Here is an 18,120-nt window from a genome sequence, read left to right on the forward strand (position 1 = left end):
CCTCTCAGCAGCCCGGCGATTCAGGCCTCGGACAGCGAAAACGCCCGGCCGTCAGCGGGCGGTGCGCCGGCCTCGCAGACGCGCCAGCCTCGGCAGGACGGCGAGCAGCAACAGGCTGTAGTACTGCAGGACGGGTACGGCGAGCGCGATGGCGAAGGCGATGACCAGGGCGAGGACGTTGAGACAGCTCTCGGTGTACAGGTCCTCGGTCCTCCGGCGGGCCGCCTGGCCGTCTTCCTCCAGGAGTGCCGGGGTGGTTTTCAGGATCCTCAGCATCGCGAACCGGCAGACCATGCTGGTCAGGAGGGTCGAGTAGTAGAACGCCCCCACGAATCGGTCGCGGCCGAAGGCGCCGAGCATCTCCGTCGGCAGAGGAAGTACGACGACGGAGAGCAGCCACCCCATGTTCCACACCATCAGGGAGCGGGTGAACGTCGCGACCGATGAGAAGGTCCGGTGGTGCTCCCGCCAGATGTTCGCGATGACCGCGAAGCTGAGCAGGAAGCTCCAGATCTGGTCGAGGTGACCGGTGATCACCTCGCTGGCGCCCTCGTGGGCGGACGCGGCTTCCGGGACGAGGTCCACCAGCGGCAGGATCAGAGGGTGATGGAGATCGCGGTGACCGCGTCGGTGAAGAGCACCAGGCGCTCCCCCGAGACGCCCCCCTCGATCCTGTCCGGCGCGGGAACCGACGGCTCTGCCGGGTCGGCCCCAGCTGTCTCGGTCCCTGCCGTCTCGGTCCCTTCCTTCTCGGTCCCTTCCTTCTCGGTCCCGTCGATGACGCCACTGGCATCCATGTGTTTGCACCTTCCCTTTGTCGTGTCCGCCGCGCCTGCGGTCGCTCAGGGCTTGGGTCAAGTACTAGACCAGTGGCCTGCGTTCGGGCCACCACCGCTGGACGGCCTCGACGGTTGTCGATGGGCTCACGTTGAAACAGAGCTTCGCACCGGGTGCCAGTTCATGGGTGGTGTCCACCAACACCTCGAAGAGCGGGGTCAGCGCCGGGTCCAGCCGGATGCCGGCGCCGATCACCACGATGTCGTAGTCCTTCCTGGACAGCGCGGCGCGGTAGACCGCCTCGGCCGTGCGGCCGTAATCGAGCGGGCAGACGTCGACCGCGAAGCCGAGTTCCTTGAGCCGGGCCCGCCCGGCGGCCACGCCGGCCCGGACCGCTTCGGCGTCGATCTCGGGGAACGCCGCCCGCGACGAGGGCGCGTCGTCCACCAGCGCGGGATCAAGCCCGACGATGAGCATGGACGGGGACATGCCGCGATACCTCCTGTGCCTTTGCCTTCCGCTTTCCGGACCGAGGGTAGCCACCAGGGCAACTGCCCGGCCCTCCCACACTTCTGGGTATCGTCCGGCCGGTGAGTTCCCCGGTTGCCCAGCGCGAGACCGTGCGTGACATCGAGGCGATCTGCCGTCTCGACCTCGGCTCCCGGGAGCTGCGACGCCGGATCGCCGAGCGGCTGACGCGGCTCGTCCCGGCCAACTCCTACTGTTTCGGCACGATCGACCCCGCAACGTTGCTGATCACCGACGACGTGAGTGCCGGACTCACGCCGGCCGCGGCCGCAGCCGCCGCGCACAACGAGTACCTGGTGGACGACGTACTGAAGTTCGCGGCGCTCGCCCGCTCCGAGAGGCCCGCAGGCACGCTCGGTGCGGCCACCGGCGGTGACCCGGAGTCCAGCCACCGGTACCGGGCCGTGCTCCCGATGATCGACGCGCGGCACGAGCTGCGGGCGAGCTTCGTGGTGGACCGCCGGTGCTGGGGCGCCATCGCCCTGTTCGGCGGCGGTGGGCGGCCCGACTTCACCCCGGCCGACGTCGACGTGCTGCGGCGGCTGTCCGCCCCGGTGGCTGCGGCCCTGCGCCGGGCCGTCCACCGGGCACCCGCCGACGCCGCTCCCGGCCCGGCCGAGGTTCCGCTTGCCACGGCCCAACTCGTCTGAATCCTCCCGGTCACCGTGGACCTGGGAACCATCCGACCGGTTGGTCAGTACTCAGTGCTCAGTGCCGCCGGCCAGGTCGTGGCCGGTGACGGCCCGTGCGTGGGCGTGCAGGGCGGTGATCACTTCGGCGCGGGTGCGGCGGCCGGCGAGAACCTCCATCTGATAGCCGTCCTCCATGGCGACGAAGTTGGCGGCGACAAGGCGGGGCGGGTCCTGGAGGGCGAAGTGGCCCTGGGCCTGGCCCAGCACCAGGATGCCTGCGTAGACAGAGATCTGACGTTCGGTCAGTGCACTGTCCAGGGCCGCGGCCCTGGCATCGCGCAGGCAGCGCGGCCAGTACTCGTAGAGCAGCCGGGTCAGAGCGTCGTCGGGGCCGCTGGCGACGCCGTTGTCGATGCAGGAGCGGAGCTTCTCGCGGGCGTCCGTGAAGCGGTCGGCGGCCTGCTCGCGCTCCTGGCTGTACCGCTCGATGGCCCGCTGATAGGTCTCGTGAACCAGGGCGTCCAGATCGCCGTAGTAGAGCACCGCGGCAGGTGTGACGCCGGCTTCCTCGGCGATGTCGCGCAGGCGCAGACCGTCCAGCCCGCGCGTCAGCAAGGCGCGCTGCACCGCTGCGCCCAGCTCGGCACGGCGGGCTTCCTTCCCGCCGCCCTTCTTCGCCGCCATGGTGTCCCCTTTCCCCGGTCCTGATCTCTCGTCGAGTTTAACAAACATCGACGCAGGCCTTGACGGTTCTGGCACAGCACTCTTAAATCCAAATTTAACAACAGCCGTGCCCGTGTCAGGAGCGCCACCGTGACGATGAACCCGACCGACACCGCCGAAGCAACCGGCAGCCCGCCCCCTTCCACCGGTAAAGGGCTGCGATCGGGCTCGGTCGGCCTGCTCGCGGCCGTCGCCCTCGGTCTGTCCTCGGTGGCCCCGGCGTACAGCATCGCCGTCACACTCGGCCTGGTCACCCTGGTCGTCGGACATCTCGCCCCGGCCGCACTGCTGCTGGGCTTCGTGCCGATCCTGCTCACCGCCTTCGCCTTCCGCGAACTCAACCGGCAGATGCCGGACTGCGGAACCACCTTCGTGTGGACCACCCGCGCCTTCGGCCCCCTGACCGGCTGGCTCACCGGCGGCTGGGTGGTGCAGATCGCCACCCTGATCGCGATGACGGCACTGTCCCAGGTCGGCGCCACCTACCTGCTCCAGGCGCTCGGCCTGCACGCGCTGGAGCAGAGCACCACCGCCGTGACCGCCACGGCCGTCCTGCTGCTGGCGGCCCTCACCGCTGTGGCCCGCAGGGGCCTGCAGATCGCCGCCCCGCTCCAGTACGTCCTGCTGGGACTGCAACTCACCGCCCTGTTCGGGTTCGGCGCCGCCGCCCTCCTGCGGCATCACGCCGCCACCCCGTCCCTGGCCTGGCTCAACCCCCTGGCCTTCGGGGGCTTCGGACCCTGCGCCCAGGCGGTGCTGCTGTGCCTGTTCATCTACTGGGGATGGGACGCGCTGATCACCGTCAACGAGGAGACCAGCGACAGCGACCGCGTCCCCGGGCGGGCTGTGCTCGTCTCCACCTTCGTCCTGCTGGGCACCTATCTGTTCACCGCCTTCGCCGCGATCAGCTTCGCCGGCACCGCCCGCACCGGCAACGGACTGGGCAACCCCGCCAACGCCACCGACATCCTGGCCACCCTCGCCCCCTCCGTGCTCGGCACGGCCCTGACCAAGGCGGTCCAGCTCGCCGTCTGCCTCTCCGCCCTCTCCGCCCTGCTCACCAGCCTCATCAGCAGCTCACGGGCCACCTTGTCCATGGCCTCGCACGGCGCCCTGCCCGCCCCGTTCGCCCGTATCCACCCGCGCCATCGCACACCCGCCTTCGGAACCGTCTTCTTCGGCGCCACCACCGCGGCCCTGCTGGTCATGCTCCAGCTGCTCTCGGCGAGGTTCCTGGGCGATGCCATCCTCTCCGTCGGCCTGCTGATCGCCGGCTACTACGGCACCACGGCGCTGGCGTGCGTCTGGCACTTCCGCAAGCAGTTGCGCGACTCGCCGCGCGACCTGTTGATGAAGGGTCTCTTTCCGCTGCTGGGCGCCGTGATGATGCTGGCGGCCTTCGCCCGGAGCGCCCACGACATGTACGCGCCCACCTACGGCAGTACCTCCTTCCACGGCGTGGGCGGGGTCTTCCTGCTCGGAGCAGGCTCCATCGCCCTGGGCGTGGCGGCCGTACTGATCGCCCGTTCCCGCTTCCCCCGCTTCTTCCGCGAAGGCCGCACCGCCGTCGCCCGGCTCACCATCACCGAGGACTGACCAACTTCCATGCGCACACTCGCCGTAGCAGCACTCCAGACCGCCCCCGTTCCCTACGACCTCGAAGCCACCTGGCTCCGTTTCGCCGACCAGGTCCGCACCACCCGTGACCTGTTCCCCCACGTCCAGCTGGTCACCGTTCCCGAACTGCACCTCGCCGCCGAAGGACCACTGCTGGGGCCGGCGCCCGACGACTGGATGGAACAGGCCGCCGTCACTATCCCCGGCCCGCTCACCGACCGGCTCCGCGCCCTCGCGGTGGAGACCGGACTGTGGCTCGTCCCCGGCAGCGTCTTCGAACGCGCCGAGGACGGCCGTATCCACAACACCGCGCTCGCGGTCTCTCCCCAGGGCGAGATCGCAGCCCGCTACCGCAAGGTCTTCCCCTGGCAGCCCTACGAGAAGGCGGCCCCCGGGACGGGTTTCACCGTCTTCGACATCCCCGGGGTCGGCCGGGTGGGTCTGGCCATCTGCTACGACGGCTCCTTTCCCGAGACCGTGCGCCAACTCGCCTGGATGGGCGCCGAGATCGTCATCCAGCCCACGCTGACCACCACCCGGGACCGTGAGATGGAACTCGTCTGCGCACGCGCCAACGCCTGGACGAACCAGCTGTACGTCCTCAACGTGAACGCCGCCGACCCGGCCGGCGTCGGCACCAGCGCGTTGGTCGACCCGGAGGGCATCGTCCGCCAGCAGGCCGGGAGCGGTGAGGAGATCCTCGTCGACGTCCTGGACCTGGACACGGTCACCCGGGTGCGCCGTTACGGTTCCGCCGGGATCAACCGCCCCTGGGCCCAGCTCGCGCGGTACGGATCGGCCATCGAACTTCCCATGTACGGCGGCACGTTCCACACTCCGCCCTGGCTGAACGACGAGAGCGCACAGTAGCCGCCCAGTACACCGCTCGTGCCGTCCGGATGTGGCCGGTTCCTGTCACTGGGTCGCTACTTCGATCCGCTGGGCCACCCCCGGGGGAATGGCCGGGCCGTCACCGTCGGCGGTGATGCGCACCCATTCGATCCGGCCGCTGAACCGGCCCTTCTCGGTCCGGTACTCGTCGGTCACCGGTGTTCCGAGGTCGATCCCCACATCCGTGGTGTCCGATGTGGGGTTCCGGAACGGCACGGTGCGGGCGATTCTGGCCTGCGCCACCTGCGCGCCGTCCACGGCCAGTGTGCCGGTCCCGCCCTTGCCGAATCCGCCCCCGTCGTAGTCGAACGTGAAGACCAGTTCGTGTCGACCGGGTGCGAGCGCGTAGTCGGCGCGCACGGAGAAGCGCTCGAATCCGAGCCAGTTGTGGCAGTACACCGGCACCCCGGCCGACAGGAACAGCGACCAGCCGCCGAAGCGCCCTCCTTGGGAGAGCACGACGCCGTCCGCACCGGAGTCCGGGAGGACGATCGACGCCCGGATCGAGTGCGACTTGTTCTTGATGTCGGGAACGCAGTTGTCGTTCAGCTGGCGCATCCCGGCATGCAGCTCGACGGTGCCGCGCCCGCCGTTGAGGTCGGGGCGGCCCGCCAGTTGAGCGATGAAGCGCTCCACGCGCCGGTCGTCGAGAGGCAGTACGGAGTTCTTCTCGGCCTCGGCGAGGAACAGCTGTTGCAGCTCTATGAGCTTCTCCGGCTGTTCACCGGCGATGTCGTGGGCCTGGCTCCAGTCGTCGGGAGCGTAGAGCTCCCAGCGATCGTCCCGGAACCCGGCCTCGGGAGCATGCTCCCCCGGAGCCAGGTGTTTGGTGCACGCGGACCATCCGTCGTGGTAGATGCCGCGGTTGCCGAACATCTCGAAGTACTGGGTGGTGCGCCGCTCGTCCGCTCCGGGTTCGTCGAAGGTGTAGCACATGCTCACCCCGTCGATCCGCTGCTGCGGTGTGCCGTTGACGGTTTCGGGGATGGGGATGCCCGCTGCCTCCAGGATGGTCGGATAGACGTCGTTCACGTGGTGCCACTGGTGGCGTACTTCCCCGGCAGCGCTGACTCCGGCCGGCCAGTGGGCGACCAGGCCCACCCGTGTCCCTCCCCAGTGCGAGGCCACTTGTTTGAACCACTGGTACGGAGTGTTGGTCGCGTGCGCCCATCCGGTGGGGAAGTTGTTGTACGCGGTCGGGCCACCGGCCTCGTCCAGTCGCTGCACCATGTTCGCGGCAGGCTCACGTACGCCGTTGAGACTGGCGGTCTCGTTGAACGAGCCGTACGTTCCGCCGCCCCCGCTGGCTCCGTTGTCGCCCAGCAGATACAGGAAGATCGTGTTCTCCAGCGTGCCCGAGGCTTCCAGTGCGTCCACCAGGCGGCCGACCTGGTGGTCGGTGTGCTCGGCGAAGGCGGCATAGGTCTCCATCAGCCGTGCGGCCACTGCCTGTTCGTCGCCGTCCAGCTCGTCCCAGGCGGGAATGTCATCGTGGCGCTGGGTCAGCACACAGTCATCGGGCACGACACCCGCTGCCCGCTGCCGTTCCAGGATGACTTCGCGTTCACGGTCCCAGCCCTGATCGAACCGGTTGCGGTACTTGTCGATCCACTCCTTGGGAGCGTGGTGGGGCGCGTGGGTGGCGCCGAAGGACAAGTACATGAAGAACGGTTTGGCGGGGGCCAGAGCATGCTGGGTGCGCATCCAGCCGATCGCCCGGTCGGTGATGTCGTCGCTCAGGTGGTAGTCGTCGGTGTCCGGCGGTTCGACCGGCTGGGTGCCGTCGAAGAGCAGGGGCTCCCAGTGGTTCATCTCGCCACCGAGGAAGCCGTAGAACCGTTCGAAGCCCTCTCCGGTCGGCCAGCGGTCGAACGGCCCGACCGGGCTGATCTCCCAGGGTGGCGTCTGGTGCATCTTCCCGAAGGCGCCGGTGGAGTATCCGTTGAGCCGCAGCACTTCCGCGAGGGTCGCGGCGGACTGCGGGCGTACGGCGGTGTATCCGGGGGTCGACGTGGCAAGGTTCGTCACCGTTCCCATGTTCACCGCATGGTGATTGCGCCCGGTCATCAGCGCCGCGCGGGTGGGAGAGCACAGCGCTGTGGTGTGGAAGCGGGTGTACTTCAGGCCGCCTGCGGCCAGACGCTCCGCCGTGGGCATCGCGCAGGGACCGCCGAACGCACTCGACGCGCCGAACCCCATGTCGTCGATGAGTACCACGACCACGTTCGGGGCGCCGTCCGGCGGCCGGAGCCGGTCGAGCGGCGGGTAGGAGGTGTCCCTGATGTCGAGGGTGGCCGTCGTGGGCGGACGGGACTCCGGTATGGGCAGGGTCCGGCGTACGGTGTCGAAGGGGCGAGTCATGTACGGATCTCCTTGGTGAGCGATTCCGGGTGCCTGGGGGCTACTTCAGGAGCCGGGGTTTCACGGCGGGGCCCCAGGGCGACTCCCGCTCCCACCGGTGTGCGACCTGGAGCAGGTCGAGCTCGGCGCGGCTCCGCGCGAGCACCTGCACTCCCATCGGAAGCCCGTCCGGGCCGAATCCCGCCGGCAGACTCACGGCGGGGACGCCCAGCAGGGTCGCGATGGTGGTGACCTCCATCCACCGGTGGTAGGACGACATGGCGGTCGCGTTCACCGTTCTCGGCCAGTCCATGTCGGCCTCGAACGGGAACACCTGGGCGGACGGCAGTACGAGGAAGTCGTAGGTGTCGAAGAGAGTCAGGAACGCGTTGTACATCGCGGTCCGTTTGACCGATGCGTCGAACACGTCCAGTGCCCCGATCGGGGGCCTTCCGCCGACGCCCTCGATGAGCCCTTCGACCTCATAGAGGGCCTCGGGCTTGAGCGCGGCACGGGTCTCCGGATTGCGATAGAGCGGATGGAGCTGTGCGCCGGCCAGCCAGTGCCGGAAGGTCAGCCACAGCGGCCACAGATCATCGGTACCGGCGAAGCCGGGCGCCGTCGGCAGCCCGGTGTACGGCTGAACCGTCATACCGATCCGCTCGAACACGCCGAGCGCCGTGGTGCACTGCTCAAGTACCCCCGCTTCCATGGGGAGGTAGCCGCCCAGGTCGCCCATCCAGGCCACGCGTAGGCCGGTGAAGTCGCGTTCCAGTGGCGACGACAGCGTGCCGGCCGGTTCGAGGGAGAGCGGGGCGCGCGGGTCGTAACCGGACATGGTTTCCAGGAGCAGGGCGAGATCGGTGGCGGTCCGGGCGAGGGGACCGGCGATCGCACCCTGCTGGACGAAGACGTCCGGGCCCACCATGGGGACCCGGCCGAAGGACGGTCGCAGGCCCAGGACGTTGTTCCAGGCCGCCGGGTTCCTCAGCGACCCCATGAAGTCGCTGCCGTCGGCGACCGGCAGCATGTGCAGAGCCACCGCGACCGCTGCGCCCCCGCTGCTGCCGCCGGCCGACCGGCCCTGGTGGTAGGCGTTGCGGGTCAGGCCGAACGCGTCGTTGTACGTGTGTGAACCGAGCCCGAACTCGGGGACGTTGGTCTTGCCGATGAAGATCGCTCCCGCGGCCCGGATGCGGGCGATGTGAAGGGAGTCGGTCCGCGCCGCCGGCAGGTCGAACCTGCCGTGGAAGAAGCCCCGGGTGGTCTTGAATCCGGCCGCGTCGGCGGTGTCCTTGACGGCGTGCGGGAAGCCGTGCATCCAGCCCATGTCGCGGCCCTGTGCCAGCAGCCGGTCCTTCTCCACTGCTTCCCGGAGCAGTTCCTCGCGCGGGCGGAGGCTGACAATGGCATTGACCGTGGGGTTGATCCCCTCGATGTGATCGAGGTAGGCGGTCATCACCTCCTCGCACGACACCCGCCGTGCGTGGATCGCCTTCGACAGTTCGACGGCCTGGAGCAGAACGATGTCGTTGACGTGAGGGGCCGGGCCGTCCTGATGGTTCGTGGTCACCGTGGTGTGTTCCTTCGTCGCGTAACTCTGGGATCGAGGTGTGGAGCCGGATTCTCAGGCCGGCGCTGTGATGGGTGCGCTCAGCCGGGCGCAGTCACGGGCGTACGGCCGGTAGAACAGCGAGATGAACGCGGCGTTGGCCACCATCACCACGACGAGGAGCCAGAAGAACGTCTCCCGCAGTCCGATGCGGTCGCCGAGATACCCGGCCGAGAGGGTGAAGACCACCCAGCCGATCGCATCCATGACGGAGAGCTTCAGCGCGAAGGCCAGTGCGCGCAGTTCCAGCGGAACGACGGCCATGACCATGGGTGTCTGCACGACCGGGGTGACGCCCTGCAGGCCGCCGAGAACCGCGAACAAGGCGGCCACCACCACCAGCGAGTGCCACGGGAACTGGGTCGCGACGAATGCGACGGCCGCGAAAGCCGCATGTGCCAGCTGGAACACGGCGACGCGTCCACGGACCGGGTAGCGCCGGTGCACCCGGTCGGTGATGTGGCCGCCGACGATCGTGCCGAGGAAGTATCCGGCCCCGTACGGCAGCATGGCCAGTGAGGCCTGCGCGTTGGAGAACCCGAGCACCTGCACCAGGAACACCACCCCGAACGCGACGAACAACAGCTGGGTGGAGAGCAGCCGTTGAAGCAGGATCAGGACGAACGAGCGGATCGTGAGCAACCGGGTGACGTCGGCCCATCTGATGGCTCGTTCCGGTTCGCGGTCGGGTGGAGGGGTGGCGGCGCCGAGGTCGGTGGCGCAGAGGTCGGAGGCGCCGATGCCCGGGTCCCGGAAGAAGACCAGAAGGGCGAGGCCGACCAGAACGCAGAGAACTCCGCAGATGGTGTATCCCCATCGCCAGCCGTCGCCGAAGTGGGAGAGCTGCCCGAACAGGGGCGCGCTGGCGGCGGAGATCAACGCGAGGGAACCGTAGAGATACCCCATGGCCCTGCCCCGGCGGTTGTCGCCGTACATGTCCCCCACCAGCGCGGCAGCCAGCGGCGCGACCCCGGCGAAGCCCGCCGCGGCCGCCAGGTGCAGCACGATCAGCTGCGCGAAGTTCTGCGAGGCACCGACGCCCGCGATGAACGCGCCCGCGCCGGCCGTGCACACCCCGAGAACGAAGGTGCGGCTGGTGCGGCGTGACACGGCGACCCAGAGGGGACCCGTGGCCACGCCGGTCAGCTTGGCTCCGGCGACCAGCCAGCTGAGCGCGGACAGGGACAGTCCCAAGGCGGACTGAACGGCGGGAAAGAGTACCGAGACCACGCTCGTCTCGGTGTTGTCCGCCGCGGATGCGGCGGCCAGCAGTGCCATGTTCCGGCGGCGGTGAGGGGGCGGCGGGGCGTGGGCCGGGGGCGCGGAGGCGGGGGGTGCAGGGTCGGGGGGTGCAGGGTCGGGAATGACACCGTTGGACAGGTCCACGGCGGATCTCCTTGCGTCGGTGCATCCGCGCGGACGAATGCGGGGAGCCCGGGGCGGCTCCGGGTACCGGGGCGGCGCCGGGTCGGAGCCGCCGTCGCTGCCGCCCCGACAGGCCCTAGGTGGCCGAGTAACGGGCGCTGCCTCCCCTGAGGTAGTTCATCTCGCCCAGTTGCTGCGTATCGGCCAGGGCTTTGGTCACCTCGACCAGGGTGACCGCGTCGAGTACCGAGTGGAACTGGCCTTCCGCGGTGAAGTTGATGTTCGCGCCATTGACGATGAACAGGACTTCGGTGTCCTCGGTGTTCGTCTCGGGGGCGTAGAACTGGTGCACGGATGCGCCGGGTTCATACAGGTAGGAGCCTGCCGTCTGAGGCTGGTCCGGGTACTCCCGGTACGCCCATGTGCCCTTCAGGGTGAAGCCGTGGACGGCGCCGGTGTGCAGGTGCATCGGCAGTTCCGCGCCGGGGGCGAAGTAGGCCATCACGACCCAGATTCCGGCCTCGGGATCGAGGAAGAGCGGCTGGTAGCTGACGCCGGTTCCCAGTGCGTCCTTGATGATCGGAATGTCGTTGACGCTCGCGGTGAGCAACTCTCCCTGGGGCAGGGCGATGACGGGCAGCGCGGCAGCGGGTGTGGACGCGGGTGCGGGTGCGGGTGCGGGTATGGGCGCGGTCACGGGAATCTCCGTTCGTGTGTGTGGGGGGGGCTGCGGTTCGTATGTGTGGGGAGGGGCGCCGGCGGCGCTGTCAGCCGAGGGCGTGGCGGACGAGGGCGATGATCGAGTCGGCTTCCTCGTCGCTGAGGGTGAGGACCGGCCGGAACGGCACGACGAGGTCGCTGCCGGAGGGAATGACGAGCACGCCGGCTTCGAGCAGTCGCACGGCGGTGGCCAGGGGCGTTGCCGTGCGCAGGCCCATGTTGGTGCCGATCTGCGAGAACGCGAAGGGTGCGTCGGCGAAGCCGTCGGTGAAGCGCTGGGCGACCTGGTCCACCCGGTCGAGGAAGCCCGGATCCGTGGTCAGGTCCAGGACCGCAGAGGCGATGATGCAGCCGATGTCCGTACCGGCGTAGGTCGACTCGTGCGGAACCAGCTGGCCTTGGGTGTACGAGGCCCAGACCGGCTCGGCCATCACCGCGGCCGATATCGGATACAGGCCGCCGCCGAGTCCTTTGCCGGTGGTGAGCACGTCCGGCACGACGTCGTGCTGCTGGTACTGCCAGACGACCCCGCCGCCGCACGACCCGAGTCCGGTCTGCGTCTCGTCGACGATCATGACCGTGCCCTGCTCGTCGCAGATCCGGCGGACTCCCTCCAGATAGCCGGGCGCCGGCACCGGATAGCCGGCCTGCGCCGGCGTGGGTTCGATGACCACGGCCGCTGTCTCCCGGGTCACCGCCCGGCGCATCGCGTCAAGGTCGTTGAACGGCACCATCGTCACGTCCGTGCCGTCGACGAGGTATCGCTCGCGATGGTGCGCGCTGATCCCGCTCAGGCTCAGACAGAGGTCGGTCCCCCCGTGGTAGGAGTTCTGGGCGATCGAGACGAGCCGGGTGCGGCGGGTGTGGGCGCGGGCGGCGTGCACGGCGATCTCGATCGCGTCGGCCCCGCCGACGCCGAACGTCACGCCCGTCAACGCGTGGTGGGTACTGGCGGCCAGCTTCTCCGCCAGACTCGCCCGGTACCCCGAGGCCAGGGCCCAGTTCCCGGCGTCGACGTGGTGGATGGCCTCGCGGTATGCCGCGACCACGGCCGGATGGCGGTGCCCCAGGTTGAACTTCGACCCCTGCCGCCAGCAGTCCCAGTACCACGTGCCGCTGTAGGCGTCCTGGACCCGTGCGCCCTCGCGCTCACCGAGATGGATGTTCAGCTGCGGGGGCAGGAGCGCGACGTGGGAGGCGCTGACGTGGCGCGCGTAGACCGCGTCGTTCTCGGCGGCCGTTCCGTACGGCGGATAGGGGGCGGCACCGCGCGGGCGATGACCAGGCCCCCCGTCCGTCGTGGTGCTGGACTGCGACATGGAGTTCTCCTTGTCCGTTCGGATCAGTGCGTGGGAGCAACGGCCGCTCGGCGGGCGGCGCCCGGGCGGGCCGCCTCGGCCTGTGGGTGGCATGAGCGCGGAGGCTCCCCAGTGCCTTCCACGGGGATGCCGTTGCCCAGGATCACCACGGGATCCTTGGGCCGGCGTCGGGCGGGTGGCCCGTCCTGCCGTCCATTCAACGCAGCCTGGATCACTAGGATCCAATAGCGAATGTGGGGCTCCCGACAACCAGGACCTATGGCTGCAGGCCAGGCAGGGTGGGCAGAATGCAGATTCACCAGGTCGAGCACTTCGTCGCCGCCGCGGACCACGGCAGCGTCCGTAACGGCGCCGCGGCCCTCGGGCTCACGCAGCAGGCGCTGTCCCGCAGCATCGCCGCGCTGGAGAGGGAACTCGGCCTCAAGCTGTTCGACCGGCTCGGCCACGGCGTCGCTCTGTCGTCCGCCGGCCGGGCCTTCCTCGGATCGGCGCGGCGGATCGTCCGGGACGCCCGCATCGAAACCAGCCCGGACAGCGGACTGCTGGACATCGCGACGTGGAGCACCCTCGCCATCCACCCGACCGCGACCCTCGTCGGGCTCCTGCACCGCGAGAATCCCACGATGCGTTCCCGCATCGAGCAGGCCCCCGACGAGGAATCGGTGTGCCGCCTGGTGAGAGAGGGACACTGCGACGTCGGAACGGTCCTCCTGCCGTCGCTGTGGCTGCACGACCTCACGGCGACCGCGCTGGGTCATCTCAGGGAATGGCTCATCCTGCCGCCCGGTACCCGGATCGATCCGGGTCCGGTGGCGTGGAGCACGGTGGCCGAGCACCATCTCGTCGTCCCGGCCGGCGGAACACCGATCTCGTTCGTGGGGCAGGAACTCGCCGGCGCGGGAGCCGAACTCAAGCTGGGCGTGCGGAGCGCACACCGCGAGGCGCAGGTGTCGCTGGTGCTCGCCGGGGCGGGGGCCGCGCTGGTGACGGAACGCTATGCCGAGATGGCCCGGGCACGCGGCGCGGTGATCCGTGAGCTCGATCTGCGGCTCGCCCGGCAGATCGGCATCGTCCATCGCCGTGACAGGCGATCACCGCTGGTCGACCGGTTCACCGAACTCGCGGTGGCTCATCTCCCGCCGCGATGACCGCGAGCAGCGCCTCCAGGGCGGGCGAGCGCGGACCCGCGCGGTGGACGAGGAACAGCCGGCGTTCGATCGGCGGGGCCGTATCGCGCACCGTCAGTCCTTGCTCAGCAGCCGCGGCCGCCATGCCCGGCGGCAGGATCGCCGCACCCACACCGTCGAGAACCAGCGGCCAGATCATCTCCCGCGGCCCGCATTCGCAGACCACCACCGGGCTGACCCCGCACCGCGTGAACTCCGCGTCGAGCCGGACTCGTTCGGGTGTTCCGGGCAGCGTGAAGATCATCGGGACCGAGGCGAGACCTGTGAGAGGGACGGCGCCGGAGTCCGGGAAGCCGAACCCCGCAGCCGCGACGAGGAGCAGCCGCTGCGTGCCCAGCGAATGGCATGTGAGGGCCCTGGTCTCCGCCTGCTCCGTGGACAGCTCGACGTCGCAGTGCCCGGTCTGGAGTGCGCGGAACGGCGCGCCGGCGGCGGAGTCGACGATCTCGACAACGACTCCCGGATGCGCCTGCCGGAACCGGCCGATCATGGTGGCCAACGGGTCGTCCACCAGGTCCGCCGCCACCGCGATCGTGAGGGTCCCTGTCCGCAGGCTCCGGACGTCGTTCATGACCCGACCCGCGTCCGCGACGCTCTCAAGGAGCCGCTCGGCCGCCGGGACGAGACTCCGCCCGGATTCCGAGAGGACCAGTCCCCGCCCCGAGCGGACGAAGAGGTCCATCCCGAGATCCCTCTCCAGGGAGCGGATCGACAACGACAGCGATGGCTGGGAGAGATAGAGCGCCGACGCCGCACGGGTGACGCCTCCGTGCTTCACGACGGCGAGGAAGTGCTCGGCCCGGCGGACATCCATGGGTCTCCTCAGCCTGTGCCACCGGACATCACAGGGACAGCCGGCCGGACATACCGGTTCGGGATGGGGGGCCAAGCCTCCCACGCGCCCCTGTACCACCGCGTAACACCCCGCGTCGTCGCTACGCGTGCACCCCGCCCAGTCGCGGCGCGCGCATACCCCCCAATCCGCACCGCTGCGCCCCCATCGGCACCGCACCGCTGCGCCCCCATCGGCACCGCACCGGTGCCGTGCGGAACCGGTGCCGTTTCCCGGTACACGGCCCGGTTCCCTCGCGTTCGGGCGCCCCGCGCAGGACACTTGCATTCCGAACGGAGTATCCCGGAGGGGGAATGCATATGCGGGACGGCCATCGGGCGGAAGCAGAGCGGCTGTTGGCGCGCGCCGTGGAGGAAGAGGTGCGGCGGGCGGGCGGCCGGGCCGATGCGGGGACGCTGCTGGCGCGCGGGCGCGGTGCGCTCGATTCGCTGGCCGGGAGCGCCGCCGACGAGTACGCCGCGTACACCCGCGCACTCGACGCGGCGGAGGCCGAACAGCATCCGCTCTCCGCGCACTTCAACCGCGCGTCCCTCGCAACACCCGCACTGGTCACCGTGGTTGCCGCCATCGCCGCGTGCGGTGCGGACCTCGCCCTCGGCACCGGCGGCGGGACCGCGGTCGGGTCGGGCGTGGTCGTCGCCGTGGCCGGGGCCGCCGCCACCGTCGCCAGGGTGACCGCCGCGCACTGGCCCGCGGCCCACCGCAGAGCCGGGGCCCAGGGGCAGCCCGGCGGGACCGAGCAGCTGCGGCTCCAGTGGCTGACCGCGCTGGAGGTACGCGGCATCCGCCCGTACCTGGACCAGCAGCGGATGCTCGCGGTGCCCCAGAACCAGAAGAAGGCCAAGAGCACCGTGCCGCCGCAGTTGCGCGGCACCGACAAGAGCGCGGCGGCGCGCAGGCGGTCCACGCTCGACCAGTCGTTCAGCCATCTGCCCGAGGCGGACGGGCCGTTCGCGGGACGCCGGGCCGAGCTGGCGCAGATCGCCCAGTGGGTGCACGCCGCCCGCGCCTCCACCGAGACCCGGCCGACGGTCGTGGTGCTGCACGGCGCCCCCGGCTCGGGGCGCACCACGCTCGCCGTCCGCGCTGCGCACCAGCTCAAGGACCAGTTCCGCGGGGCCTGCGTGGTCGATCTGCGCGGCGCGACCCGCGACGAGGCCCCCCTGTCGACCAGGGACGCGCTGCTCCATCTGCTGAACCGGCTCGGCGCCCCGCGCGAGCAGCTGCTCTTCCGGGAACGCTCGTCGCCGGAACAGCAGTTGAAGCGGCTGAGCGAGCTGTACCACCAGCATCTGACCGAGCTGGCCGTCACCGTCGTACTGGACGACGCGTCGGACCCGGCGCAGGTGCGCGCCCTGGTGCCGGAGCGCTCGGACAGCCTGGTCCTGGTGACGTCGGGCGCCCCGCTCGAACTGCCCGGCGACATCCGGGCCTGGGTGCACCAGCTGCCGGTGGAGGCGCTGGACGCGGCGGGTGCGGAGGAGCTGCTGCGGGAGACCGCGGAGGAGCCGGAGAGCCCGTACGACGCCGAATCGACCGATCGGGTCGCGGAGTTGTGCGGCGGACTGCCGCTGGCGCTGCGGGTGGCGGGCTCCTCGCTCGGCCGCCGGTCCACCCGCGAACTCGCCGCGCACCTCGGTACGTACCGGCAGCTCGACCCGGTGGATCGGGCGCTCGCGCTGCGCTACAGCGACCAGCCCGATGAGGGGCGGCGGCTGCTGCGCCGGCTCGCGCTGGCCGGGCGCGCCAGTCTGGGCGCGGCCGCAGCGGCGGCGCTGCTGGGCGCCGACGACCAGGAGGCGCGGCGGCTGCTGACCCTGCTGTCCCGGGCCGGCCTGATCGACCACGTACGCGGCAGCCGCTACCGGCTGCACGACACGGTGCGCACCTTCGCGCAGGCCCGGCTGGAGGACGAGGAGCAGCCGCAGGAGCGCACGGCCGCGCAGGAGCGGCTGATCCAGAGCTACGCCGAGCTCGCGGACGCGGTGATCCGCCTGGTGGACGGCAAACTCTCCACCCGGGCGGGCCAGTTCGGGCCGCACGGCTTCGCCTCGCTGGACGCGGCGCTGCGCTGGCTGGACGAGGAGTCGAGCTTCATCACCTCCGCGCTGCGCCAGGCGGAGGGCGTCGACCAGGACGTGGTGCTGCATCTGCTGGGCGCCCTCTGCGACTACTGCCTGCTGCGCGGCGACCTCTACCGGCTGGGCGAGATCAGCGAGCTGACGCAGGCCGTCGGGAAGGGGCTGCTCGCCAGGTCGGTGCAGTGGCGTACGGGGATCGCGGCCCGCCAGCTCGGCGAGCTGGACAAGGCCCGTACGACCCTGACCTCGGTCGTCGACCTCTACCACGAGGCGCAGCACGGCGCGGGCGAGGCGCTGGCGCTCTGCTCGCTCGGCATCACCCTGCACCACCAGGGGAATCTGACGGAGGCGGCGGCGCGGCTGCGGGAGGCGATCGCACTCCAGGCGGCGCCGGAGCTGGCCGCGGACCGCGCCTGGTCGCTGCACGCGCTGGCGGCGGTGGAGCGCGACCTGGGGAATCTGCCGGAGGCACTGACGCTGCTCTCGACGGCGCTCACCCTGCACCAGGAGAGCGACTCGCTGCACGGCGAGGCATGGACGCACTTCCAGCTGGGCCAGCTCTGCCTGCGCCTGGGCGAGGTGGTCCGGGCGGACGAGGAGCTGCGGACGGCGCTCGACGCGTACGGGCAGACCAGGGACGGCCGGGGCGAGGCCTGGGCGATGACCCAGCTGGCCCGGGCCAGGCTGGTCGAAGGCGACGCGTCGGTCGCGGTGGACCAGCTGCGTCAGGCGCTCTCCCGCCACCGGGACAACGAGGACGCCCGGGGCGAGGCCTGGACGCTCTACTACCTGGGCCAGGCCCTGGAGGAGCGCGGCGCCCGCGACCAGGCGGTACGGGAGCTGGAGCGGGCCCGGACGATGTTCTCCCGGATGCGCGACGGGTACGGGCTGGCCTGCGCCCGGCACCACTCGGGGCGGGTCACCCGCGACCAGCGCGCGGCGCAGACGGGCAACCTCCGCAACAGCGGTTTCGCCCGCCAGCTGCTGGTCGACGCGCGCACCGACTTCCACCGGATCGGGGTGGCGCACGGTGAGGCGTGGACCTGTCTGGAGCTGGCCCTGATCGACGCGGGCAACGACCGCGCGGCCCAGGCGCTCCAGCTCTGCGACGAGGCGGCGGCGCTCTTCGCGACGTACGACGACGGGCGGGGCGGCGACTGGGCCCGTTTCCTGCGCTGCACGCTGCTGCCGTACGCGTCGCCCGGCGGCTCGGAGGTGGGCACCGCGGTGGCGGCGGAGGAGCTGTCCCGGCTGATCCGGGCGGAACACCCGGCCCGCGACCCCGGTCTCGCCGAATGCGCGGAGGCGTACGCCCTGATCCTGGAGCGCGGGGTGTCACTGGACGACGGCTGGCAGGCCTGGCTGCTCGGCATGGTGCCGGGCCGGAACGCCCGCGAGATCATGGGCGTACCGGTGCCGGCGGCGCGGCCGTAGGCAGCGCGGCGCCACCGGACGGCGGCAGCCCGCTGGTGCGT

At 70.6% G+C, this 18,120-nt stretch carries 15 protein-coding genes; 5 read left to right on the forward strand and 10 right to left on the reverse strand.

The annotated features are described in order from the left end of the window. Positions 1 to 51: 51 nt before the first annotated feature. The 3 genes from OG385_RS09870 to OG385_RS09880 form a co-directional block, all read right to left on the reverse strand. Positions 52 to 585 (reverse strand): TMEM175 family protein, encoded by a 534-nt coding sequence (locus OG385_RS09870; RefSeq protein WP_266853737.1) that lies wholly within the window; start codon positions 583 to 585, stop codon positions 52 to 54. A gap of 11 nt (positions 586 to 596) precedes the next feature. Continuing rightward, complete coding sequence (locus OG385_RS09875) at positions 597 to 797, reverse strand: hypothetical protein (protein WP_266853739.1); 201 nt, start codon at positions 795 to 797, stop codon at positions 597 to 599. A 64-nt stretch (positions 798 to 861) separates the two neighbouring features. Continuing rightward, positions 862 to 1,266 carry a hypothetical protein gene (locus tag OG385_RS09880; protein ID WP_266853741.1) on the reverse strand — a complete coding sequence of 135 codons (405 nt, stop codon included), beginning with the start codon at positions 1,264 to 1,266 and terminating at the stop codon, positions 862 to 864. A 101-nt stretch (positions 1,267 to 1,367) separates the two neighbouring features. Between OG385_RS09880 and OG385_RS09885 the strand changes: the two genes are divergently transcribed. After that, positions 1,368 to 1,955, forward strand: a complete 588-nt coding sequence (locus tag OG385_RS09885; protein ID WP_266853742.1) for a hypothetical protein — start codon at positions 1,368 to 1,370, stop codon at positions 1,953 to 1,955. 51 nt (positions 1,956 to 2,006) lie between these two features. Here OG385_RS09885 and OG385_RS09890 read toward each other — a convergent pair whose 3' ends face one another. Beyond that, on the reverse strand, positions 2,007 to 2,621 hold the full coding sequence (locus OG385_RS09890; protein WP_266853744.1) for a TetR/AcrR family transcriptional regulator: 615 nt from the start codon (positions 2,619 to 2,621) through the stop codon (positions 2,007 to 2,009). 135 nt (positions 2,622 to 2,756) lie between these two features. Between OG385_RS09890 and OG385_RS09895 the strand changes: the two genes are divergently transcribed. Continuing rightward, positions 2,757 to 4,256, forward strand: a complete 1,500-nt coding sequence (locus OG385_RS09895; RefSeq protein ID WP_266860743.1) for an APC family permease — start codon at positions 2,757 to 2,759, stop codon at positions 4,254 to 4,256. 9 nt (positions 4,257 to 4,265) lie between these two features. After that, on the forward strand, positions 4,266 to 5,147 hold the full coding sequence (locus OG385_RS09900) for a carbon-nitrogen hydrolase family protein (protein ID WP_266853746.1): 882 nt from the start codon (positions 4,266 to 4,268) through the stop codon (positions 5,145 to 5,147). Positions 5,148 to 5,192: 45 nt separating this feature from the next. Here the strand turns inward: OG385_RS09900 and OG385_RS09905 are convergent, their stop codons facing one another. From OG385_RS09905 to OG385_RS09925, 5 genes are all read right to left on the reverse strand, one after another. Continuing rightward, entirely contained in the window at positions 5,193 to 7,529 is a 2,337-nt protein-coding gene (locus tag OG385_RS09905; protein WP_266853748.1) for an arylsulfatase, read from the reverse strand. Positions 7,530 to 7,569: 40 nt separating this feature from the next. Continuing rightward, entirely contained in the window at positions 7,570 to 9,081 is a 1,512-nt protein-coding gene (locus tag OG385_RS09910) for an amidase (RefSeq protein ID WP_266853750.1), read from the reverse strand. A 54-nt stretch (positions 9,082 to 9,135) separates the two neighbouring features. Next, positions 9,136 to 10,506 carry an MFS transporter gene (locus OG385_RS09915; RefSeq protein ID WP_266853752.1) on the reverse strand — a complete coding sequence of 457 codons (1,371 nt, stop codon included), beginning with the start codon at positions 10,504 to 10,506 and terminating at the stop codon, positions 9,136 to 9,138. 115 nt (positions 10,507 to 10,621) lie between these two features. Then, positions 10,622 to 11,182: a 2,4'-dihydroxyacetophenone dioxygenase family protein gene (locus OG385_RS09920; RefSeq protein ID WP_266853753.1), complete on the reverse strand. Its 561-nt coding sequence runs from the start codon at positions 11,180 to 11,182 to the stop codon at positions 10,622 to 10,624. 70 nt (positions 11,183 to 11,252) lie between these two features. After that, positions 11,253 to 12,524 (reverse strand): aminotransferase class III-fold pyridoxal phosphate-dependent enzyme, encoded by a 1,272-nt coding sequence (locus tag OG385_RS09925; RefSeq protein ID WP_266853755.1) that lies wholly within the window; start codon positions 12,522 to 12,524, stop codon positions 11,253 to 11,255. A 287-nt stretch (positions 12,525 to 12,811) separates the two neighbouring features. Between OG385_RS09925 and OG385_RS09930 the strand changes: the two genes are divergently transcribed. Next, positions 12,812 to 13,672: a LysR family transcriptional regulator gene (locus OG385_RS09930; protein WP_266853757.1), complete on the forward strand. Its 861-nt coding sequence runs from the start codon at positions 12,812 to 12,814 to the stop codon at positions 13,670 to 13,672. On the opposite strand, the gene OG385_RS09935 is transcribed toward OG385_RS09930, so the two are convergent. Beyond that, a complete protein-coding gene (locus tag OG385_RS09935; RefSeq protein WP_266853759.1) occupies positions 13,635 to 14,525 on the reverse strand; it encodes a LysR family transcriptional regulator in 891 nt (296 codons plus the stop codon). The genes OG385_RS09930 and OG385_RS09935 overlap by 38 nt on opposite strands. Before the next feature lie 338 nt (positions 14,526 to 14,863). On the opposite strand from OG385_RS09935, the gene OG385_RS09940 reads away from it, so the two are divergent. Beyond that, entirely contained in the window at positions 14,864 to 18,079 is a 3,216-nt protein-coding gene (locus OG385_RS09940; RefSeq protein ID WP_266853760.1) for a tetratricopeptide repeat protein, read from the forward strand. The last annotated feature ends 41 nt before the right edge of the window (positions 18,080 to 18,120 follow it).

This window comes from Streptomyces sp. NBC_01306 (genome assembly GCF_026340465.1).
GTDB lineage: Bacteria > Actinomycetota > Actinomycetes > Streptomycetales > Streptomycetaceae > Streptomyces.

Bases quoted from the DNA above. Each gene is read 5' to 3' on its own strand.
- OG385_RS09875 (WP_266853739.1), bottom strand. From the start codon at position 797: ATGGATGCCAGTGGCGTCATCGACGGGACCGAGAAGGAAGGGACCGAG.
- OG385_RS09880 (WP_266853741.1), bottom strand. From the start codon at position 1,266: ATGTCCCCGTCCATGCTCATCGTCGGGCTTGATCCCGCGCTGGTGGAC.
- OG385_RS09890 (WP_266853744.1), bottom strand. From the start codon at position 2,621: ATGGCGGCGAAGAAGGGCGGCGGGAAGGAAGCCCGCCGTGCCGAGCTG.
- OG385_RS09895 (WP_266860743.1), top strand. From the start codon at position 2,757: ATGAACCCGACCGACACCGCCGAAGCAACCGGCAGCCCGCCCCCTTCC.
- OG385_RS09900 (WP_266853746.1), top strand. From the start codon at position 4,266: ATGCGCACACTCGCCGTAGCAGCACTCCAGACCGCCCCCGTTCCCTAC.
- OG385_RS09905 (WP_266853748.1), bottom strand. From the start codon at position 7,529: ATGACTCGCCCCTTCGACACCGTACGCCGGACCCTGCCCATACCGGAG.
- OG385_RS09925 (WP_266853755.1), bottom strand. From the start codon at position 12,524: ATGTCGCAGTCCAGCACCACGACGGACGGGGGGCCTGGTCATCGCCCG.
- OG385_RS09930 (WP_266853757.1), top strand. From the start codon at position 12,812: ATGCAGATTCACCAGGTCGAGCACTTCGTCGCCGCCGCGGACCACGGC.
- OG385_RS09935 (WP_266853759.1), bottom strand. From the start codon at position 14,525: ATGGATGTCCGCCGGGCCGAGCACTTCCTCGCCGTCGTGAAGCACGGA.
- OG385_RS09940 (WP_266853760.1), top strand. From the start codon at position 14,864: ATGCGGGACGGCCATCGGGCGGAAGCAGAGCGGCTGTTGGCGCGCGCC.